Source organism: Paenibacillus sp. J22P143, from assembly GCF_059692035.1.
In genome coordinates this window covers 23,923-42,570 of sequence record NZ_JCAUAQ010000023.1, presented here as the reverse complement: position 1 = coordinate 42,570, position 18,648 = coordinate 23,923, and the positions used below count along the sequence as shown (strand labels likewise).

Below are 18,648 nucleotides of genomic sequence, written 5' to 3'. Positions count from 1 at the left end.
GTTATATTGCCCCTACATGACGAAATTAATACATCAAGATAATCATCAGTCGTTTTAATTGTCAAACATGGACTTACAAGTTGGGTAAGTATACTATAGAACAATTAATATTATTGTAAATCACAAGCTTTCCTAAAGTCTATGGAAAGTATATCCAAATATACTGGTACTCGTTCCAACTTCGGAGTCCTATCATTCTCCGATGGCGCGTTTTCATTTTTCTGAAGTAGTTTGATTCTTCTAAACATAAGGGGTTCTTTCTCCTTCATTACAAATATCACAAAATATTTTTAATGAACAGTATGTATTAACTTTAGGTACTTTAAACACAAAAAAGCCAGAGATTAGTGAGAACTCTCTGGCTTTTCATCGAATCACGCGATGTATAATTATACATTTTTATGCATACTTAATAATAATGTGATGACATTGGGCACCCGCCCTGTCTTTTTCCTAATTACATCTGCTATATCCGCAGTTGATACAATTCTTACACCCTTCGCTGTTCACCAGCGAAGCGGAACCGCACGACGTACACAGGTCCTTCGACGCGACACTTGTCGCGTTCGAAGCTTTGTGCCCGCTAGCGGCAGCGGCCGGCGCCGCCTCAAGCACTTCGCTCGTCGCGGTCACGTAGTTCCGCGCGTCGTCTGACTCGCTCATCACTTCGTCGTGCTGCTCGAGCGCTTTAGCCACCGCATCGGCGATCGATTCGACGCGGTTACTGCCGAAGCCAATGGCGCCGGAGCCGCCAATACCCTTTAAGTGCTTCACGAGCAGCTTCACTTTGTCCCCGTGATCGCCGTAGCGCAAGAACAATGAACACACGCGTCCGAGTGCTTCGGCCATCGCGAACACGTCTGAGCCCGCTTTACCAACATTCAAGAAAATCTCGCTTGGTGTGCCGTTCATATCATTGATCGTGATATACGCCATACCGAATGGGGTATTCACTTTATAAGTAGCGCCACGCAGAATTTGCGGACGGCGCTTGTATTGCTTATCGAAGACTTGTTCCGTCTTGGCGTCCACATTAACCGCTAATTTACCAGAAATAGAAGCAAAACTTTCTGTTTCCACAACAGCCTCTGCTGCAACTGCTACTGGAGCAACCTCTGGTTGAGCCTCAACTTTCACGTCATCCTTCTTATCCGAGCTCGTGCTTAACACCTGAACATCACGACTGCCATCGCGATAGATCGTCACGCCTTTACAGCCAAGATCATACGCCAGTTCATAAAGTCGTTTCGTTTCTTCAACGGTGAAATCAGCTGGGCAGTTCGCTGTCTTCGAAATCGAGCTATCTACCCATGTTTGAATCGCTGCTTGCGCACGAATATGGTCCTCGGCGGACAAGCTCATCGAAGTAACGAAGTAATCAGGCAGCTCCTGATCTGGATTCGCATCCTTCCAATTCTGTGCAATCGGTACATACTGCTTATCGAAGCCTAGACGGCTTTGACGATAGTATTCGAATGCGAAGTATGGCTCGATCCCCGTGGATGTGCCAACCATCGTACCCGTGCTTCCCGTTGGCGCTTGTGTAATAACGGTAACATTACGCATACCCTGCTGACGAATCGCTTCACCAACCTCTGGATAGACCTCCGTCATTTTACGCATAAAGCCGCTTTCCATAAATTTATCTGCGATAAAGGCTTGGAAGGATCCTTTCTCACCTGCTATTTCAGCTGAAGCCAAGTAAGCTTCTCTCGCCATGAACCCATAAATCTTGTCCAAGAACACAAGAGATTCCGGACTGCCGTAACGAATTTTCAATAGGATCATAAGCTCAGCAAGCCCCATTGTACCCAGTCCTACGCGACGTTCATTTTGCTGATTCGCACGATTTTCTTCAAAATGATAAGGTGTTTTATCAATAACATTATCTAGGAATCGTGTCGAGTAGCGTACCACTGTTGCCAACTCATCCCATGCCACATCTTGCTTCTCAGCATCATAGAATTTGGACATATTAATCGCAGACAAGTTACAAACGCCCCAAGCTGGAAGTCCCTGCTCCCCACATGGATTCGTACAGATAATCGGGTTGAAGTACCAGCTGTTCGACATTTGATTGTAATATTCCAAGAAGACAACGCCTGGCTCTGCCGACTTCCACGCCGACTCAATGATCGAGTGCCAAACATCACGCGCGCGCACAGTACGATAAGGCTTAACAGCCTTGCCTAATTTCTTCCACGCATCTAAATTACCATCCCACAGTTCATTGTACTCAGGATCCGTCGTGTCTGGGAAAACTAGCTCCCACTCCAAATCTTCCTTCACAGCTTTCATGAAGCCATTACTGACGCACACGGATAAGTTCGCGTTCGTAATTTGCCCCATCGTAGACTTCACCGTAATGAAATCCTCCAAATCGGGATGCCAATCATTAATCATCAGCATCAACGCGCCGCGACGGCTTCCGCCCTGCTCAATCAAGCCTGTTGTGTAGCTAAATAGACCGCCCCAAGAGACAGCACCACTGGAGGATCCATTTACCCCTTTCACCACCGAGCGTCTCGGACGAAGTGAAGATAGGTTGATCCCGACGCCACCGCCGCGTGACATAATCTCCGTCATTTCGGACAATGTGCTCATAATACCGCCACGACTATCCTTCGGCGATGGAATAACGTAGCAGTTAAATAGCGTCAATTCATCACTCGCATCCGCGCCAGCGGCAATACGGCCCCCTGGTACAAGCTTCCAATCGTTCAGAATGTATCTGAATTTATCTGTCCATTCCTGACGCTTCTCCGCTGTCTTCTCGACCGATGCCATAGCGCCTGCCAAGCGATCCCACATTTCTTCCGGTGTTTTTTCCATATTTAACGTTAGCTTCTCAACGGCAGATTCTACGGTTTCCCCGCTGCGTGTTCGAACCTTCACGGTATTTCCTTCACGACTCGTAATTTCGCCAACCTCTTTGGCTGGAAATTTGGGATCATCCTTGGTCAGAACGAGAACGGTATCTCCCACCTTCGCATGACTCGTATCTGCATTCTTAAGTGCATACCGATCCAAAAATATCTTTTCACTCAATCCCGTTAGCTTCTTACTCTCAAAAACATTCCCCATGTACATAATCCTCCCAATAGACTGCATTTTCAGCTGCAATTAAGATACGAATTGCAAGAAACGATTTCCAACAATTCACAATATATGGTATCGCCATAATATTATACTACACAAGATATGGTTCAACCATTGGCAAAAGTCCTAAAAATAAAATTTCGTAATCTTCTATTGAATTTGCTAGCTTTGACGCGGCACTCTTCCTTTGATACCCTATTAGTAGGATACCACATCAGGACATTTATTAGAGCATATGTTCCGTAAATATTTTTTTATGAAGGAGCGCGCCCACATGTATTTTTATAAAAATGAATTCGTACATAAAAAGGACATTCAGATTTCACCTGATGATCGCGGCTATTATTTCGGTGACGGCATTTATGAAGTATTTCGCGTTTACAATGGACTCATTTATGAGGGCGAAGCACACATGCAAAGACTCGTTCGCACAGCCAGCGAAGTTCGTCTTCAATTACCTTACTCGAGGGAAGAAATCATAGACATTCTAAACAAGCTTATTCAGCAAAATAACCTCATCGAAGGCACGGTTTATTTGCAAATCACCCGGGGTGAGGCCCCTCGTGCGCATCCTTTCCCGACACAGGCTGAGCCCATTTTATTGGCCTACTGCTCTGAGGTAAAACGTCCGTTAGTCACGATTCAGAACGGAATCAAAGCCATCACGCAGCCCGATATTCGGTGGCTTAGATGCGATCTCAAAACCTTGAATCTACTCCCTAATGTCCTCGCGAAACAAGCTGCGCTTGATCATGATGTGCAAGAAGTCGTGCTGCATCGGGAAGGCACAGTGACAGAATGCAGTGCCTCGAATCTGATGATGGTTAAAAATCAGGTTCTCTACACTCATCCTGCGAATCATCTGATCTTGCATGGTATTACGCGTGCGGTGGTATTGCGACTAGCGCATGCGCTAGAAATACCAGTTAAAGAACAAGCCTTTACGACCGAGCAGCTTCTTCAAGCGGATGAAGCTTTTATCTCCGGTACGACAGTAGAAATCACACCGATTGTACAAATCGACGGACAAACCATAGGTACAGGTACATCTGGGCCGATCACCCAGAAACTTCAAGCTGAATTTGAAAGAACCTTTCTCAACTAAAAGGATCCATCCCCGAATATCACCCTAACTTTTAACCATCAATCGCAGTCCTTCCAATTTCCCGACACTCTGAGATCTCACAGCGGAGCAGCTTCTCGGTGAGTTTGAGAACATCAGCGGTAACAAGCTTTCGGATGACCGCTTGGTACTTGGTTAAACACAAATGGGCAGCCTCAGAAGCCATCTGACATGGCGACTGGGACTGTCTTTTCTACGTGCAATTACGGGAACTTTTCCTGATTCCACAGCCCTCAGAAATAGAGTAACTGGAAAATTGGACCCCAAAATATGTCTAAGGTAAATGGCAATCCGAAATAGGCTCGCGAATAGTTTAACAATTCATCATTATCGATTCATCCCCCACAGTTCCAGCGGATTGACGCAATTATGCATCATTTCATCCCGTCAGCCACCAATTCCAGTGGATTGATGCGATAACTTTTGCATTATTCCTCTTCCGAGGAGCAGGGTTGGAGGAGGTTTGCCTTGTGTTGAGGTGTTGAGGTGATTCAACTCAAATCAGTATGCCATAAGCAGCTAGGATGTAATCCTCTAGCATATACAAGGGACTGCCCGCATGTAGATCCATCTACATGCGGGCAGTCCCTTGCTTGAAAGAACATCGATGTTCCACATCATATTTCGGCTAGATTCCCCCATAAACGCACAAGTCCTAGAAGGACAGCGGAGCCGTTCTTTTCATCCCTTCCATCCCCTACCGCCGTAAATTCCACTCATCCGTGCCATACTTCTCACTTACAAGACGCTCCGTTAGTTCAACTTCATAGTCCGTCAAAGACGACTCAACGAGTTCAACTCCAAGGCCTAGCGCGATTTCACGTCGGAACGCATCCTCTACTTCTCTAAGTGTAACTTCTGCTTTCCCTTGCGCACGCAGCAAATCATTAATGGCTACTGCTTTCTTCAAGAAGCTCTGTTTCATCCGATCCCCGACTTTCTCATTCGAAAAGCGCAGCATCCGAAACAATTGATCCGTATCCATATCAAGCAGGATGGAGCCGTGCTGCAGCACGACGTTTTTCTGCCGTACTTGCGCGCTGCCAGCCACTTTGCGGCCTTCCACGACCAGCTCGTACCACGAAGGTGAGTCGAAGCAAGCCGCTGAACCCGCAGATGCGTATTTCTCCTTCTCTTCATCACTCGCCAGCTGTACCATCTCCGCTTGCAAGCCCAATGCACGAAACCCTTGCAGCAATCCCTCACTCAATACTCGGTATGCTTCGGTCACGTTACGTGGAATGCCCGGGTAATCCTCAGCCACGATAATGCTATACGTCAGCTCTTTATCATGCAGAACGGCTCTTCCCCCTGTCGGGCGTCTCACAAAGCCAATCCCCTCGTTCGCTACTGCTTCCTGATCTACTTCTGCCGCCTTTTGAAAATAGCCAATCGATAAGGTAGCTGGATTCCATCCATAGAAACGCACCGTCGGAGGAACCTTACCTTCACTATGAGCGGTTAGTATCGCTTCATCTAAAGCCATATTTTCAGCAGGAGAACGATCTCCTGTATGTATAAATCGCCAAGCTGTCATGTCCATTCATCATCCCTTCTTGCCAAGCTTTTCCCAAAACTAACCTCTATCATAGCATACTACAGCCCCTCGTTACGACCTCAGACCTCTACCTCACAGTAAAACTCTTATATGGGAAAAGTTATGAAAGATTCTTCTCTGGACATACTAACATGTATGCGACGTTTGCGAGGGTGGCGCAGTATCAGAACGTTTAGGAGGGCACAGCCATGCGTCAACATGATCAGCAAGAGAACATTCGCCCCATTCATAAACAGCTGGATATGCATTTTGAGAGGGACTGGTTTACCGAGCTGGACAATCGTGAACGTGGAGGAGGTCCTTGGGACGACTGGACCTTATATCAGCTTGCCTACGAATCGGAAGAGTCGGGGCTTATTTCTACGTTTGATGAAATGCAATGCCTCGCGCATCTGGGGACCCTTGAGCCTATGGCGCATCAGATTGATACAGCCAAGCGTGTGTTGAATGAGATGCGTGGACGCGCCATTTTGGCCGATGAGGTTGGACTTGGGAAAACAATTGAAGCTGGTTTAATTTTAAAAGAATACATGATCCGCGGGCTTGTCCGCAAAACGCTCATCCTTGTACCCGCTTCCCTTGTCCTGCAATGGGTTCGGGAATTAAATACCAAATTCGGCATCCCTGCCGTTGCACATAAGAAAGCCTACATGTGGCAGCAAGCCGACATTATCGTAGCCTCCATGGACACAGCCAAAAGAGACCCGCATCGCGAAATCGTGATGGGGCTTGAATACGATATGCTCATCGTCGATGAAGCGCACAAGCTGAAGAATAAAAAAACGACCAACTACACCTTCGTCAATGAGCTGCGCAAAAAATACTGCCTGCTCCTCACAGCTACGCCCGTGCAGAACGATCTCAAAGAGCTCTACAATCTGATCACACTGCTTAAGCCAGGTCAGCTTGGCGGTCAGAACAGCTTCAAGACCAACTTTGTTGTTGGCAAGCGGACGCCGAAGAATGAAATCCAGCTGCAGCAGGAGCTCTCCAAAGTGATGATCCGGAACCGACGCGGCGACGGGGGTGTTCACTATACGAAGCGGATTGTACGTAATATCCCCCTCACGCTCTCGGATGATGAGCAAGCGCTCTACGATGGAGTTACGAATTTCGTACGAACTCGCTATTCCGAGAGTGGCGGGGATCTTAGCTCCATGCTTTCAATGATTACCCTTCAGCGTGAAGTGTGCAGCTCGCGGGACGCTGTGTTCATTACGTTGGTGAATTTATTTAAAAAGACAGCCGAAGACTCCCCCGTACGACCTAAAATATGGGAGCTCGTCGAGCTGATTCGCAGCATTAAGTCGAATAGCAAAGCCGAAACCACGATGAGACTCATTCAAGACATCAACGATAAAGTGATTATTTTCACGGAGTATCGGGCTTCGCAAGAATATTTATTGAACTACCTCAAAGAACGCAAAATCACGGCAGTCCCCTATCGTGGGGGCATGAATCGCGGCAAGAAAGACTGGATGATGGATCTATTCCGTAATCGCGTTCAAGTGCTAATTGCAACTGAGGCAGGTGGCGAGGGCATCAATCTCCAATTTTGCCACAACATGATCAACTTCGATCTGCCGTGGAACCCCATGCGCGTAGAACAACGGATCGGCCGGGTTCATCGGCTCGGGCAAACGCATGACGTCAACATTTACAACTTATCCACAAGGGGTACCATTGAAGAACATATCCTCTCGTTATTGCACGAGAAAATCAATATGTTCGAATTAGTGATCGGGCAGCTGGATACGATTTTGGAGAAAATCGAGAAACGGGGCTCGCTTGAAACGTCGCTATTCCGCATGGTGATGGAAGCTGGCTCAGGCGAGGAAATCCGCCGTAAAATCGATGAGCTTGGGCATTCCTTCAGCGAGGTGAAGGAAGAAATCGAACAGAATCCGCAGTACGGCGCCAAGTTCCAAGACATCCTTGACGCGGTAGGCGGTTCTCAGAGCATGGAGGTGGGCCCATGAATAAACGAAACATCCATTCGTTTGTGCTGCGTTTTCTGGAAGCGTACGACTGCACGATTCTGGAGAAGACCCCTGCCTATGTGACGGCCAAACTATCTCCTGAAGCAGATCGGGAAATGACGGGTCGTCCTTATTATTGGAGCTTCATTGAGCGGACAGGCGCAGCAGCGGAGACGATGACGTATAAATTTGTGATTGACCCGGAGCAAATGAAGCTGGAAGCGAAGCCGAAGGCCGCCGTGACCACTTCGATCCAAAGCCCCCCCTCAACCGGCTACGGACCATCGGGTTCAGGCGGAGTTGCTGCGAACCCACCTGCGGGTAGTGCGCCGGATAGCATTCTCGGCCGTTATTTCGGCTTCGTTCCGACGACCATCACCACGCGAGTTCCACAAGATGAAGTCACCTTCGGCAGCCGACGACTTGACCAAATCTTTGGTATCGTTCGCGAACGCGGTCGATTCATTCACTTATTCGAAGAGCCCTTTCCTACGGGGGCGACTTATCATGCTTCCCTCGTTTACAATACGTGGCTCTGTGTGAATTACAAGGTTGAGCTTCTCTGTGACCGGAAGCGGACGGAAATTCATTCCCTTGCGATTCAGCTGAACAGCGGGGAAATGCGAGAGCATTTTCATAAGCATATGTTAACAAAGAGTCTTTCTCCGAAGCTTCCTGCGAATAGTCACATTTTACCGGATACGATCTCACTGCCGAAGGCGATCAATGCCTTGGAGATGACGCTTGAACGCAAAATCAGCACCTACGACCACCGATGGGCCGATGAAGCGAATGCGCAGCACCGTAGTGAAATCGATCGTGTAGAAGGGTATTACAATGGGCTTTTACTCGCTGCAGAACCCGACAAAAGAGACGAAATCGAAATCCAATGTCGGAATCGGTTGGAAGAGATCGATTGGCAGCATAAGCCACGAATCGCCGTGTCCGTCATTAATGGCGGTTTATTTCACTTAAATGCGAGTCGATTGTCGTCCAGAAACTGACGCCAGTCGCTAAAACCTCGCAAATAACACGCAACAGGTTCTAACATTCTTTTCAAGGCATACGAATTACAATAATCACATACACTAAGAGGTTAGCGAGAGGCAGGTGAACGAAGATGAAATCGTGGATCCCTTGGACAGCCACTTGTTTCATTTTGTGCAGTATTGGCTTCATGCCCTTACACACTTCGGCAGTTGACAACTTAGGTGGGACAAGCCTTACGCAGGCCGAGGTTAAAGAACCCAGCAAAGCAACAACCTCAAAGCCTGACTTAACGAATACATCTTCATTCGATTCAACCATCAGTCAGTGGCAATCAACGCTTGCGAAGGAAGCAGGCTTTGAAGGCTGGCAGCAAGCACGTTGGAACAGCTATCCGCTCGGACCAGGCACCCATGGATGGGTCATCATCCTCACCGATCAGGGGCAAGAGGTGGGCTATATGATTGTTCATGCCGCAGAAAACGGCGGTTACCGTTTAACCGAATATGGGACAGGCACATCACCGCTATTTAGCTTGGCCACGTTGTATCGTTCCTTGATACAACAGGAACTCATTCCTTTTACGACCTTATACAACGATTTTGTGCAAAATAAAACGATCATTGAAGACCGCTTATATATGGATACCCTTACTTCTGTTTGGAAAATCGCACTTGATGACGAGACGTATTATCTCGATGCCAAATCGGGCGAAGTACTTCCTCTCACAGAGGATCCAACGCAACGTATGACAGATAGCCTAGTCATGGAGACAGATGTATCGCAGGGTGCTGAAACCCTCATACGTCCCGCATTTGATCCCTACGAACGACTTCCATGGATTGAAGGCACACCGTTGCCTGTTACATCCTTGCCTGACCTTCAGGTCGCTTTGGAACAGGAAGAAAATCTCACCTACGTTACTGAGCTGTATGATGGGCAGGTAACGATGCCATTAGCTGTGCTCGGTTATCAACATTGGGTACTTGGGGATAACTATCTTGTCTTGGAGCACGAAGGCCCGCGTTATGTGCGATTAGATGCCACCCTTGGTCTAGGGCAGATTTATCCATGATACAAAGATTGCAGCCAACGAGGTGTACTCAACACGAAAGGCCAACCAGCGTTCTGGTTGGCCTTTTTACCACTCTCATTTTTTCGATTTCGTCCGTCCGAACAACATCCGTGCAGCTAACGGCAGCATCCCGAACCAACGGGTTTGCCAACCCTCGCGTTGTTCTTTGATCGACGCTTTCGCTTGTTGTCGTACTTCCTTCGGTGTGTCGATATAAGTGACGACTTGTTGTGTTATGTACTTCACGAGATCATCGCTTTTTGCCATACGTCCACCTGCCTTTTACCCTTATTCTAACCAGAGCAATAAGGCTTTAAACTTCACAAAGGCAGGTGATTGACCTCCTACACACCTGCGTTCATGCTGGCCTTCCGCCGCTCTCCGCAATAATTTTATCAGCGAAAGTTTTAATCGTACCGCAGCCTAGCAGCATCGGCTTATTATCACACTGCAACATCAAGGTTTGTGCGCTCGTATCCCAGGCATATTGAAAGCCAACATTCATGCTGACCACTGAAATCGTAAATTTGCCTGATGCTGTGTTAGGAATAGCAAACCCTTGTCTCCTACCTACCTGCTGCAACGCTCTGAATACCGAAGGCGAAATCCCTCTATACATCCATGTGCTACAAGTTGCCATAGGTCTTCTCACCTCTTTCAATTAGGATCATTAAATTGTATGAGGCATGAGGTTAAATCGTGCATATTTCCATAAAAAGCATCCGTCCGGTTCGTTGCTTCTACTTCTAATCTCGTCCAACACACATAAGCTAGAGTAACAGAGAGAGAAAGAGGTGTTGGTTTGAATGTGGGAACTAATGCTAGCAACCGAACAGCTTGACATTTATATGGATGAAGCAAATCTAAGGCTTGAGATACGCATAAAGACAGAAAAGAATTCAGCCCCCTTCACGATTCGCATGAACCATACAGACCTGACCCAGTTAATCCATACTCTTCTGGAAATCAATCGAAGTTTTCGAGGAGATATCCCTTTTTTTCATACGAAAAAGCTGCCGGGAAAGCGCTAGGTTGTCGCAAAAAAAGCACGATGCACTCCCCCACATTCTGTGGTTCGGAGCCATCGTGCTTTTTTAACATGCGTTTGATCGCATGGTTAGTTTCTATTGATTCCTGCAATCGAAGCGATGAAGCGCAAAATATAGAGGAACAAATTAATAAAATCAAGGTAAATATTCAATGCCGCGAGCGGAACAGCTTCCGATGCGACACCGTTGCGATACTGCGCAACATCATACAGTACCCACCCGCTGAAGATCAGAATCCCAGCCATGGACCAAACCAAATTCATCATGGAACCGAAATTTAGGAACATGCCAAGCACACTCATCAAGACAAGTCCAATCGTACCTGCAAACAAGAAGCCGCCTAGGAAGCTAAAATCACGCTGGGAACGATGTGCATAGAAGGCCAACGACCCGAAAATAACTGCCGTTGCGAAGAACGCACCCGAAACCACACTAGCTCCAAGCTCACCACCGTAATACATGATGACGGGATAGAGCGTCACGCCAGAAATGGCTGTAAACGCATAGAGGAATCCGTAGCCGATATGTTTACCGCGAATTCGAATGATGATCGCAGCAACCAGCATCACAACCTCTGCAATGACGAATAGCATAATCATCGATGGTGGTACTACCATCGCGCCGATCAAAGTCCCGATGAATGAAACCAACAGTGAGATCGCGAATGTTTGAAGCACATGTGCAAAACTGCCGGATTGTGTAATCGTAACGGTTCTATCCATGAAAAATTCAGCTCCTTTTGGTATTTAAAGATGTACAATCTATGCTATGTATTATACCTGCATTTCATGAAAATCGCTACAGGGTGGCAATTGGACATCAAAACACCCTTCTCTGAGAAGCTAGAAAAGGGTGTTTTAGGAATGCGATCAAGAGGACTCGAACCTCCACGGGGGTAAGCCCACACGGACCTGAACCGTGCGCGTCTGCCAATTCCGCCATGATCGCGTTTACAAAAATAATATACCATGTGACACGAAAGCTCGTCAATGAAACTTTTGCCTCTTGTGTATAATTCTCCAGCCTGTTCCTAACCCTAATCTCAAAGGAGGTATGAGCTATGAATGAAGAAGAAATCAAAGCTTTGGAACCGAAGTACACAGGCAATCAGCGGCATCTAACCGAGGGTGAAGCAGAGGGGATCGTACATGATCCAAACTTCAAAAGTGAAAGTGAAGACGAAGATATCACGGATTTCGATGCGTTAGCCATTGGACTCGCTTATGGCGTAACACGCAGGACGTAAGTCGTATATTGCATAAGCGCAAAGGGGGTTCTAAGCCATGAGTGTGGCGGGGAACCCTTTTTCGTTTCGTAACTAGCTGCGTCTCCCGTAAAATGCAAAAGTACAACCTTTTTAATCGAGTTTGCCTCTCGATCTACAATGTGTGCGAAAGTGAAACTATTTCTCCAGCATTCATCCATAAGACACTATTTCGATCCTAAAGGTTGCACTTTCGCAATAATTCAGCTAGGATTAGCCGTTTTGCGCAAAAATTAGTGTACTTTTGCATCTTTGAGCATTTTTTCACCATAAAAGCGCGGAGGGCAGTCGATTCTGATTCTGGTTATTCCTTCGAAGCTGCAGCAGCGCGTTTGCTCATTTCAAGTTCATATAACTTTCCGGATGCTAAAATAGCTTCATAAACCGTTCTGCCAATAAGGTAGCCCAGTGTTGTCGCTGTACCCGCGTACCGAAACGTAGTCGCCCCTCTGCCCGTTGCGGCAATCAAAACGGCATCTGTCGTCGTTCCTGTTGCAATTTGACCATTGATCATGGTGTTCAACTCTTGAAGTGCAGCAGCCTTGGCTTCGGTAGCAGTAATAACCGCATTCACCATCGCAGCGTCCGTCAGCTTGCCCTCAATGACCACGATCGTATTGATCGTGCCAGGATAGAGGGAGGCAGCTGGCAGCGTGGCCCCTGCTCGTGCTTTATTGCCTAGTCCGACAGTCACCCATGCGGCAACTCGAAGCTCGTGCTCAGCATGCACAGCACTAACATTCCGCTCGTTATACTCCTCGTCTTCTGGCGGCCAAGCTAGCTCCTTGAATCCAACATCCTGCACCCACGCCGCGGTAAGCATCCCAGCCGTATCTTGAGGTTCCAACCCTTCTCGTGCGATGAAAGCCTTCATCTCCACCAATGGGTCGACCTCATTATAGGTCTTGTCTACTTGTCGATTCATCAAAACACGATGATGCCCAAATCCTCCACCCCAGGGAGAGGAATTCAGTGTTCGCAGGGGTGTTTCACTTGTGATCTGCATATAACGACCATGTGGAGAATGTACCCGCTCCAACTCAACACCAGCAATTAAACAACGTGTAGAAGCTCCATCACTCTGCATCATCGGACAGATCATCCGGCGCAATCGTATCCTGAGGCAGCATGAACGCTGGTGGCCTTTCGTTCTCATAAGGCTGATACACGTATCCGCGGGCAAGCTTGACGACTCTACGGTTTTTTTTGCGTATAAGGACCGTCTCATCATCCCAAGCTACAACAATACCACGTACATCGTTCGCCGGACTTACATCTCTAATCACTCTTAGCAATGTGCTATCTACGCGATATTGATCCAATTGGTCTTCCGAAATCATCTATGTAGCACCTCCATTATAGACATGGTTAAAATCAATCGTTCTTCCTTAGCATACACCAATTTGCGATTCGGTGAAACTTTACATAAATCCGTTCATCTTCGGTTACCTTAACGAGGACGAACACGCGACAAGGCAAAGGCTACCTCATGCCTACCGTAAGGGAGGACATTATCAATGGAGAAGCGAACGTACTACATCAATGTAGGCACGGGAGAAGTACTCGAAGACAGCACCGCGCTTGATTATGAATTTGAAATATCCGCAACGGAAGATGACATCGCTAAGCTGCAAGAGCTTTTTGAAGAAACCGACAATTCTTCTCAGGGCAGCTATGGGACTTCCTGGCTCCCTTGGAAAGTATACTACTCGAATGAAACGAATCAGGAATATGATTACTACTTAACGGAAGTGTATCGAACACTGCACAGACTAGGCTCTGAACAGACCAAGAGGCATATCGAAACCATGAATGTTTTAGAAAATGGCATCTGATCCTCGTCTTCCGAAACAACAAAAAGGCCAATTATCCTGATGGATTCATTGGCCTTTTTTCATATATGGTTGGTTAGCTTACATGCTCTTTCGAATCATTCGTTTCAAACCAGAAATCAAGGACTTTGCTCGACATCACACGTTTCTTAATATAATCCGATTGTGCATCAGAGAATTGCTGCTCCCACTCGATCGTTAGCTCCGTACAAAGCTTCACGACTGTTAACAACTCGGACCAGGCCACATAGCGCTTATACCAGAAAAATTGAGGGTGTTCAATCATATACGGATACAGGTCATCAAACTCTGTATGTTTACAATCAAGCGCACGTTCAAAGTGAGTCTTTGCTTCCCCAAGCTTTGTCATAAAATAGTCAATGGAACCATTTTCGATACCCATAGATGTCAGCCTCCTCTCTTACCTTGTAATCATTATAAAGGATAAATCGGTTTCAGGGAAGTCATTGGACAGATGTAAAATCAGTCAAAAGTGATCTGCCCGTTCGCCAGAGAAGCAATTCGAGCGAGCGACTCCACGCGGATACCGCGTTCGCGAATGGATTTACCGCCATTTTGAAAAGATTTCTCTACAACAATACCGACGCCGACGAGCTCTGCTTCTGCTTTTTCCACAATACGGATTAAGCCGCGGGCTGCATCCCCATTTGCAATGAAATCATCGATCAATAAGATCCGTTCCCCTTTGCCTAGCAAATGCGTGGACACCATAATGTCGGTAACAATCCCTTTAGTAAAAGAAGGTACTCGTTCACTATACGTATCTTGATCCATCGTTAACGTCTTCTTGCGACGTGCAAATACCATGGGAACACCGAGCTGTAAAGCAGTCGTATAAGCAATAGGAATACCAGATGATTCCACAGTTAATACTTTGTCTGGTTTCGTTTCTCTAAACAATCTTGCAAATTCTTTCCCCATCTCCATAATGAGAACAGGATCTACCTGGTGATTCAAAATCACATCAAGTTTAAGTACTTGATCTGAAGTAACGACGCCGACCTCTAAGATCCGCTGTTTTAATAACTCCATGAAATCGGCCCCCTATAGCTGTCTATTATGAGTAAGTTACCATATTGCTCCTGCCTCTTTCAAGTCCATTTAGAAAATAACAAAAAACACTGAAACTTTTTGGGCTTCAAAGGTGTCTAATATATATAAGCAGATTTCATTCAATTGGAATTCGTTCTAGAATTGCTCACATTTGGGCACGAAGATGCATTGAAAACCTTCGATAAAACAGTATCATTAATCTTACTTGTATTTATTACTTCAATTACTCCTCGGAGGAAAGGAAAGATGGCAATGAACAACTTAATTAGACCCATTCTTGTAGGCTGTTTGCCTGTTGCAATTGCATCATTCTTGGTTAGTGGATGCCAAGAATCATCTGCTCCTGCTCCAAAGGCTACAATAGACGCAACAACGTACTCGCCATCCCAGATTTACCACGAGCCAACGCCTTCCATCGTTGTCTCAGCGCCGACTTCCACACCTGCGATTGACGAAAGTATCAAACACGAAGCCCAAGTTGCCGGCATTACCAAAGTAGATCAAGGAGAATTATCGCAAGCGCAAGCCTACACGAGCCCGAAACCTACGGCCAAGCCGAAGGTAAAAGCCGAGGATGCGTACCAGCAAGAGAAGCCGACCTTGATGGGGTTAAAGCTTGGAACACCGAAAGCATCGGTACTGGAGCGTTTTGGCAAAGTGAAGAAACAATTTGATATGGAAGACGATAACATTGAGGTTTACGATTTCACCGACTTTTCGGTTGGTTTCAATAGTAAAGGAACGCTTGAATTCGTCGATGTGCACTCCATTGATATTGACCCTGGCTTGCATGGTTTGCGTTTAGGCCAAAGCCTACAGGATGCGATTGCTATACTTGGCAAGCCTGATACAAACTCAACCTATGTGCTATCTTATAAGGCTCAGGGCACCTTGCTCAAGATCGATATTGATCCGCATGACAATACGATTCAATCCATTAAGCTTTTTGCAAATTCGTAAAACCAACACGTAATTAAACATAAGACCATGAATTCACCCTTAAAGGTTGAATTCATGGTCTTTTTTTCGATTTTCGTCTCAGCACAACAACGTGATGTTTCCGAAAGCGAAGGTAGATAAGCACGCCTATGGCAGCAAGAATAGCTAGAAAGAATAATGAAATTCCCATATAGGTATGCATCAAATGTAGAAACGCTTCCCAATTATCGCCGATAAATCGACCCAGCGTCAGAAAGGTTGTACACCAGAGCAGCGCTCCCGTTCCCGCAAACAAAATATACTTATAAAACTTCACACCGCTAACGCCTGACAAATAGCAAGTGAAGTGACGAACGCCAGGTACGAAATAACCGAAGAAAACCGTCCACAGCCCGTATTTCTGAAACCAACCTTCCGCTCTCTCGATTCGGCTCGGTGTCAGCTTCACCCATTTGCCATAACGAGTGAGAAAAGGCTTCCCCACACGATGACCGATTACATAACTAACCGTCATCCCCGTCATTGTCCCTGCATAAATAACGGCTAGTGTTGGGCCGAAGTCAAAAGGGCCGCCCCAAGCGGTCAAAGAGCCGATGAACACCATTAAGGTTTCATCCGGAATCGGGACACCAACCATACCAGCGGACAACAAGAGATATAAGGCAACATAGCCGTATTGGTTAATAAAATCAAACAGGAATTCCTTCACAACCTACACACTCCCGAGAATAACGTCATCTGCCCAGTTCCTCAGGGGCTTGCCCCTAAGTTCCAGTCATGCAAGCTTGCACACAAACATACCTTGTACTATACCAAACGAAAGAAAGCGAGGCAATATATGCGAAATGGTGCACAGATTGTCCGTGTCGCCTTCACCTACATCGGAACTGTCGTTGGGGCTGGTTTTGCTTCTGGACAGGAAATTCTTCAATTTTTCACTCGCTATGGCTCGCTAGCCACATTAACGATCGCTTTATCTACGATGCTGTTCATTTGGATTGGCATACAGCTTATGCTTATGGCACATGACTTGAAAGCAGAATCCTATGAGGATTTGAATAAGGTGCTTTTTGGTGAAAAAATAGGGAAATGGATCAGTTTGTTTATGATGGTTGTTCTTTTTGGCATTACAACCGTCATGTTAGCGGGTGCTGGCACGGTATTTGAAGAACAGCTTCATCTCTCGTATACGACAGGACTAGTGATCACACTCATTCTTTCGTATGTGATTTTGACACGCGGGATCAAAGCCATTATGACCGTAAACTCCGTCGTAGTTCCTATCATGCTGATCTTCAGCTTCGTCATTGTTGTCTATACCTGGCATTCACCAGCGTCTGGCAACTGGCTGCGAATCACAAGCGATGATCATCTGATTCGTATCTGGTTTGCACCGTTTCTCTATACGGCATTTAATTTGGCGATGGCGCAAGCTGTACTCGTTCCCATGGGTGGAGCGATTCGGGATCGTTCCGTGCTTTATTGGGGCGGATTACTTGGCGGAGCAGGCATAGGGTTGCTTCTTTTAGCTGCACATTATGCCCTATCCGCACAAATGCCAGGTATCGCACAATTTGAAATACCCATGGGTAATATTATGACCAAATTAGGTTATTTCCCACAAGTTGCTTATTTGCTCGTTATTTATGGGGAAATATTCACAACCTTTATCGGCGATGCCTACGGCTTATCCATGCAGCTACAGCAGCGAATTAAGCTGCCTCCGAAAGTGATTCTGATCTTCATCTTACTTCTTAGCTATGCGATCAGTCACATTGGATTCAAAACATTGCTAACCGCTTTATATCCGCTATTTGGCGTGGTTAGTGTCGTTTGGCTCGTGTTGATGATCTGGCGTAACCGCCGAAGTACGTTGTGAGGCATTCCCCGAAGGGAAGCTGAGCACGACAATCAAACGAATGAACAACAGCAGCATGCCCATCGTGGAAAGGATAATACCCGTAAGCAAATATGCCCAATGGAAATTCGCTATTTCTGTATGGTCTCGTCCAACTGCCACAAGCTCTGCCACCATTAATAAAAGTCCAATGATAAATAGACCAACGAACGAATAATCGATGATCGTCCATCTAGAGAGATACGTACCTGCAATTTGGGCTTGGCTGACAGCTCTCGGCGACGCAGCTTGCTGCCGCCAGAGCTGATGTACTGTCCAAGCTGTATAGATACCGGCTCCTGTTACAAATAGCCCAACTACCGCACCCATAATAGCTAAAAATAAGTTCATTTCGGTCCCCCCTCCTTCAGCATCTTAGACTAGCGTTGACGCAAGCCATAGATGAGTAGTATTGTACAGCCAAAGCTAATGACTGGAAGTGCATATAGCAAGGGAAGCAACATCACAGGGGGAAGCTTCATGGCAGGAAACCAAAGCAGCTGTAGACGCTTCCTTTCGGTCGCTCCATCGTCATGATCTTCCCTGCGAGCTCGAAGCGTCTCCGTCGCGCCCTCATTCCATTGGATCTTTCCCTTTTTCCATCCGACCTGATAGGAAATTTCCCGGTGTTCCTTCCGCTTATCGTTACCTGATTCCACGTTTCATGCCCCCGTCCCATTGCTTTTATAAATACGTGTTCAAAAAGTCCGATTTTCAGCACCGAGAAGATTGAATTTCCGGCTGAATTCAATATTTGATGTCGAATACGCTT

20 protein-coding genes and 1 tRNA gene are annotated in these 18,648 nt (G+C 46.6%); 8 read left to right on the top strand and 13 right to left on the bottom strand.

Annotated features, from left to right (window positions below):
* Nucleotides 1-453: 453 nt before the first annotated feature.
* A complete protein-coding gene (locus tag AC58PQ_RS23310; protein WP_497245831.1) occupies nt 454-3,084 on the bottom strand; it encodes an adenosylcobalamin-dependent ribonucleoside-diphosphate reductase in 2,631 nt (876 codons plus the stop codon).
* Between the two features lie 289 nt (nt 3,085-3,373).
* Between AC58PQ_RS23310 and dat the strand changes: the two genes are divergently transcribed.
* Nucleotides 3,374-4,204 carry a D-amino-acid transaminase gene (dat, locus tag AC58PQ_RS23305; RefSeq protein ID WP_497245829.1) on the top strand — a complete coding sequence of 277 codons (831 nt, stop codon included), beginning with the start codon at nt 3,374-3,376 and terminating at the stop codon, nt 4,202-4,204.
* 715 nt (nt 4,205-4,919) lie between these two features.
* Here dat and AC58PQ_RS23300 read toward each other — a convergent pair.
* Nucleotides 4,920-5,759, bottom strand: a complete 840-nt coding sequence (locus AC58PQ_RS23300) for a lipoate--protein ligase family protein (RefSeq protein ID WP_497245827.1) — start codon at nt 5,757-5,759, stop codon at nt 4,920-4,922.
* A 209-nt stretch (nt 5,760-5,968) separates the two neighbouring features.
* Here AC58PQ_RS23300 and AC58PQ_RS23295 point away from each other — a divergent pair, with 209 nt between their 5' ends.
* The 3 genes from AC58PQ_RS23295 to AC58PQ_RS23285 all read left to right on the top strand — a co-directional run bounded on the left by AC58PQ_RS23295 (nt 5,969) and on the right by AC58PQ_RS23285 (nt 9,821).
* Entirely contained in the window at nt 5,969-7,759 is a 1,791-nt protein-coding gene (locus AC58PQ_RS23295; protein ID WP_477589801.1) for a DEAD/DEAH box helicase, read from the top strand.
* Nucleotides 7,756-8,763, top strand: coding sequence for a YqhG family protein (locus AC58PQ_RS23290; RefSeq protein WP_497245825.1), 1,008 nt, complete (start codon nt 7,756-7,758; stop codon nt 8,761-8,763). The genes AC58PQ_RS23295 and AC58PQ_RS23290 overlap by 4 nt, the downstream gene beginning before the upstream one ends.
* A 116-nt stretch (nt 8,764-8,879) precedes the next feature.
* Nucleotides 8,880-9,821, top strand: a complete 942-nt coding sequence (locus AC58PQ_RS23285) for a hypothetical protein (protein WP_497245823.1) — start codon at nt 8,880-8,882, stop codon at nt 9,819-9,821.
* Nucleotides 9,822-9,896: 75 nt separating this feature from the next.
* Here the strand turns inward: AC58PQ_RS23285 and AC58PQ_RS23280 are convergent, their stop codons facing one another.
* The 4 genes from AC58PQ_RS23280 to AC58PQ_RS23265 form a co-directional block, all read right to left on the bottom strand.
* Nucleotides 9,897-10,088, bottom strand: a complete 192-nt coding sequence (locus AC58PQ_RS23280) for a YqzE family protein (RefSeq protein WP_497245821.1) — start codon at nt 10,086-10,088, stop codon at nt 9,897-9,899.
* Nucleotides 10,089-10,179: 91 nt separating this feature from the next.
* Nucleotides 10,180-10,461 (bottom strand): hypothetical protein, encoded by a 282-nt coding sequence (locus tag AC58PQ_RS23275; RefSeq protein ID WP_497245819.1) that lies wholly within the window; start codon nt 10,459-10,461, stop codon nt 10,180-10,182.
* Between the two features lie 477 nt (nt 10,462-10,938).
* Nucleotides 10,939-11,592, bottom strand: coding sequence for a Bax inhibitor-1/YccA family protein (locus tag AC58PQ_RS23270; protein WP_497245817.1), 654 nt, complete (start codon nt 11,590-11,592; stop codon nt 10,939-10,941).
* Between the two features lie 142 nt (nt 11,593-11,734).
* Nucleotides 11,735-11,818, bottom strand: a tRNA-Leu gene (locus AC58PQ_RS23265).
* A 112-nt stretch (nt 11,819-11,930) separates the two neighbouring features.
* On the opposite strand from AC58PQ_RS23265, the gene AC58PQ_RS23260 reads away from it, so the two are divergent.
* Nucleotides 11,931-12,116 carry a hypothetical protein gene (locus tag AC58PQ_RS23260; RefSeq protein WP_497245815.1) on the top strand — a complete coding sequence of 62 codons (186 nt, stop codon included), beginning with the start codon at nt 11,931-11,933 and terminating at the stop codon, nt 12,114-12,116.
* Nucleotides 12,117-12,438: 322 nt separating this feature from the next.
* Here the strand turns inward: AC58PQ_RS23260 and AC58PQ_RS23255 are convergent, their stop codons facing one another.
* Nucleotides 12,439-13,224 carry an adenosylcobinamide amidohydrolase gene (locus AC58PQ_RS23255; protein WP_497245813.1) on the bottom strand — a complete coding sequence of 262 codons (786 nt, stop codon included), beginning with the start codon at nt 13,222-13,224 and terminating at the stop codon, nt 12,439-12,441.
* A complete protein-coding gene (locus AC58PQ_RS23250; RefSeq protein WP_497245811.1) occupies nt 13,211-13,474 on the bottom strand; it encodes a hypothetical protein in 264 nt (87 codons plus the stop codon). The genes AC58PQ_RS23255 and AC58PQ_RS23250 overlap by 14 nt, the downstream gene beginning before the upstream one ends.
* Before the next feature lie 177 nt (nt 13,475-13,651).
* On the opposite strand from AC58PQ_RS23250, the gene AC58PQ_RS23245 reads away from it, so the two are divergent.
* The gene (locus tag AC58PQ_RS23245) at nt 13,652-13,969 is read left to right on the top strand and encodes a hypothetical protein (RefSeq protein WP_436237542.1); all 318 of its coding nucleotides are present in this window, start codon (nt 13,652-13,654) and stop codon (nt 13,967-13,969) included.
* A gap of 73 nt (nt 13,970-14,042) precedes the next feature.
* Here AC58PQ_RS23245 and AC58PQ_RS23240 read toward each other — a convergent pair whose 3' ends face one another.
* Together AC58PQ_RS23240 and AC58PQ_RS23235 are read right to left on the bottom strand one after the other, a co-directional pair.
* Nucleotides 14,043-14,369 (bottom strand): hypothetical protein, encoded by a 327-nt coding sequence (locus tag AC58PQ_RS23240; RefSeq protein WP_477589817.1) that lies wholly within the window; start codon nt 14,367-14,369, stop codon nt 14,043-14,045.
* 80 nt (nt 14,370-14,449) lie between these two features.
* Complete coding sequence (locus AC58PQ_RS23235) at nt 14,450-15,019, bottom strand: xanthine phosphoribosyltransferase (RefSeq protein WP_497245809.1); 570 nt, start codon at nt 15,017-15,019, stop codon at nt 14,450-14,452.
* Nucleotides 15,020-15,286: 267 nt separating this feature from the next.
* Between AC58PQ_RS23235 and AC58PQ_RS23230 the strand changes: the two genes are divergently transcribed.
* On the top strand, nt 15,287-16,000 hold the full coding sequence (locus tag AC58PQ_RS23230; RefSeq protein WP_497245807.1) for a DUF4309 domain-containing protein: 714 nt from the start codon (nt 15,287-15,289) through the stop codon (nt 15,998-16,000).
* Between the two features lie 52 nt (nt 16,001-16,052).
* On the opposite strand, the gene AC58PQ_RS23225 is transcribed toward AC58PQ_RS23230, so the two are convergent.
* On the bottom strand, nt 16,053-16,688 hold the full coding sequence (locus AC58PQ_RS23225; RefSeq protein ID WP_497245805.1) for a DedA family protein: 636 nt from the start codon (nt 16,686-16,688) through the stop codon (nt 16,053-16,055).
* Between the two features lie 129 nt (nt 16,689-16,817).
* Between AC58PQ_RS23225 and AC58PQ_RS23220 the strand changes: the two genes are divergently transcribed.
* Nucleotides 16,818-17,858, top strand: coding sequence for a YkvI family membrane protein (locus AC58PQ_RS23220; RefSeq protein ID WP_497245803.1), 1,041 nt, complete (start codon nt 16,818-16,820; stop codon nt 17,856-17,858).
* Here AC58PQ_RS23220 and AC58PQ_RS23215 read toward each other — a convergent pair.
* Together AC58PQ_RS23215 and AC58PQ_RS23210 are read right to left on the bottom strand one after the other, a co-directional pair.
* A complete protein-coding gene (locus AC58PQ_RS23215) occupies nt 17,790-18,227 on the bottom strand; it encodes a hypothetical protein (protein WP_497245801.1) in 438 nt (145 codons plus the stop codon). The two genes, AC58PQ_RS23220 and AC58PQ_RS23215, sit on opposite strands and share 69 nt — an antisense overlap.
* A 29-nt stretch (nt 18,228-18,256) precedes the next feature.
* Nucleotides 18,257-18,535, bottom strand: coding sequence for a hypothetical protein (locus AC58PQ_RS23210; RefSeq protein ID WP_497245799.1), 279 nt, complete (start codon nt 18,533-18,535; stop codon nt 18,257-18,259).
* Between the last annotated feature and the right edge of the window lie 113 nt (nt 18,536-18,648).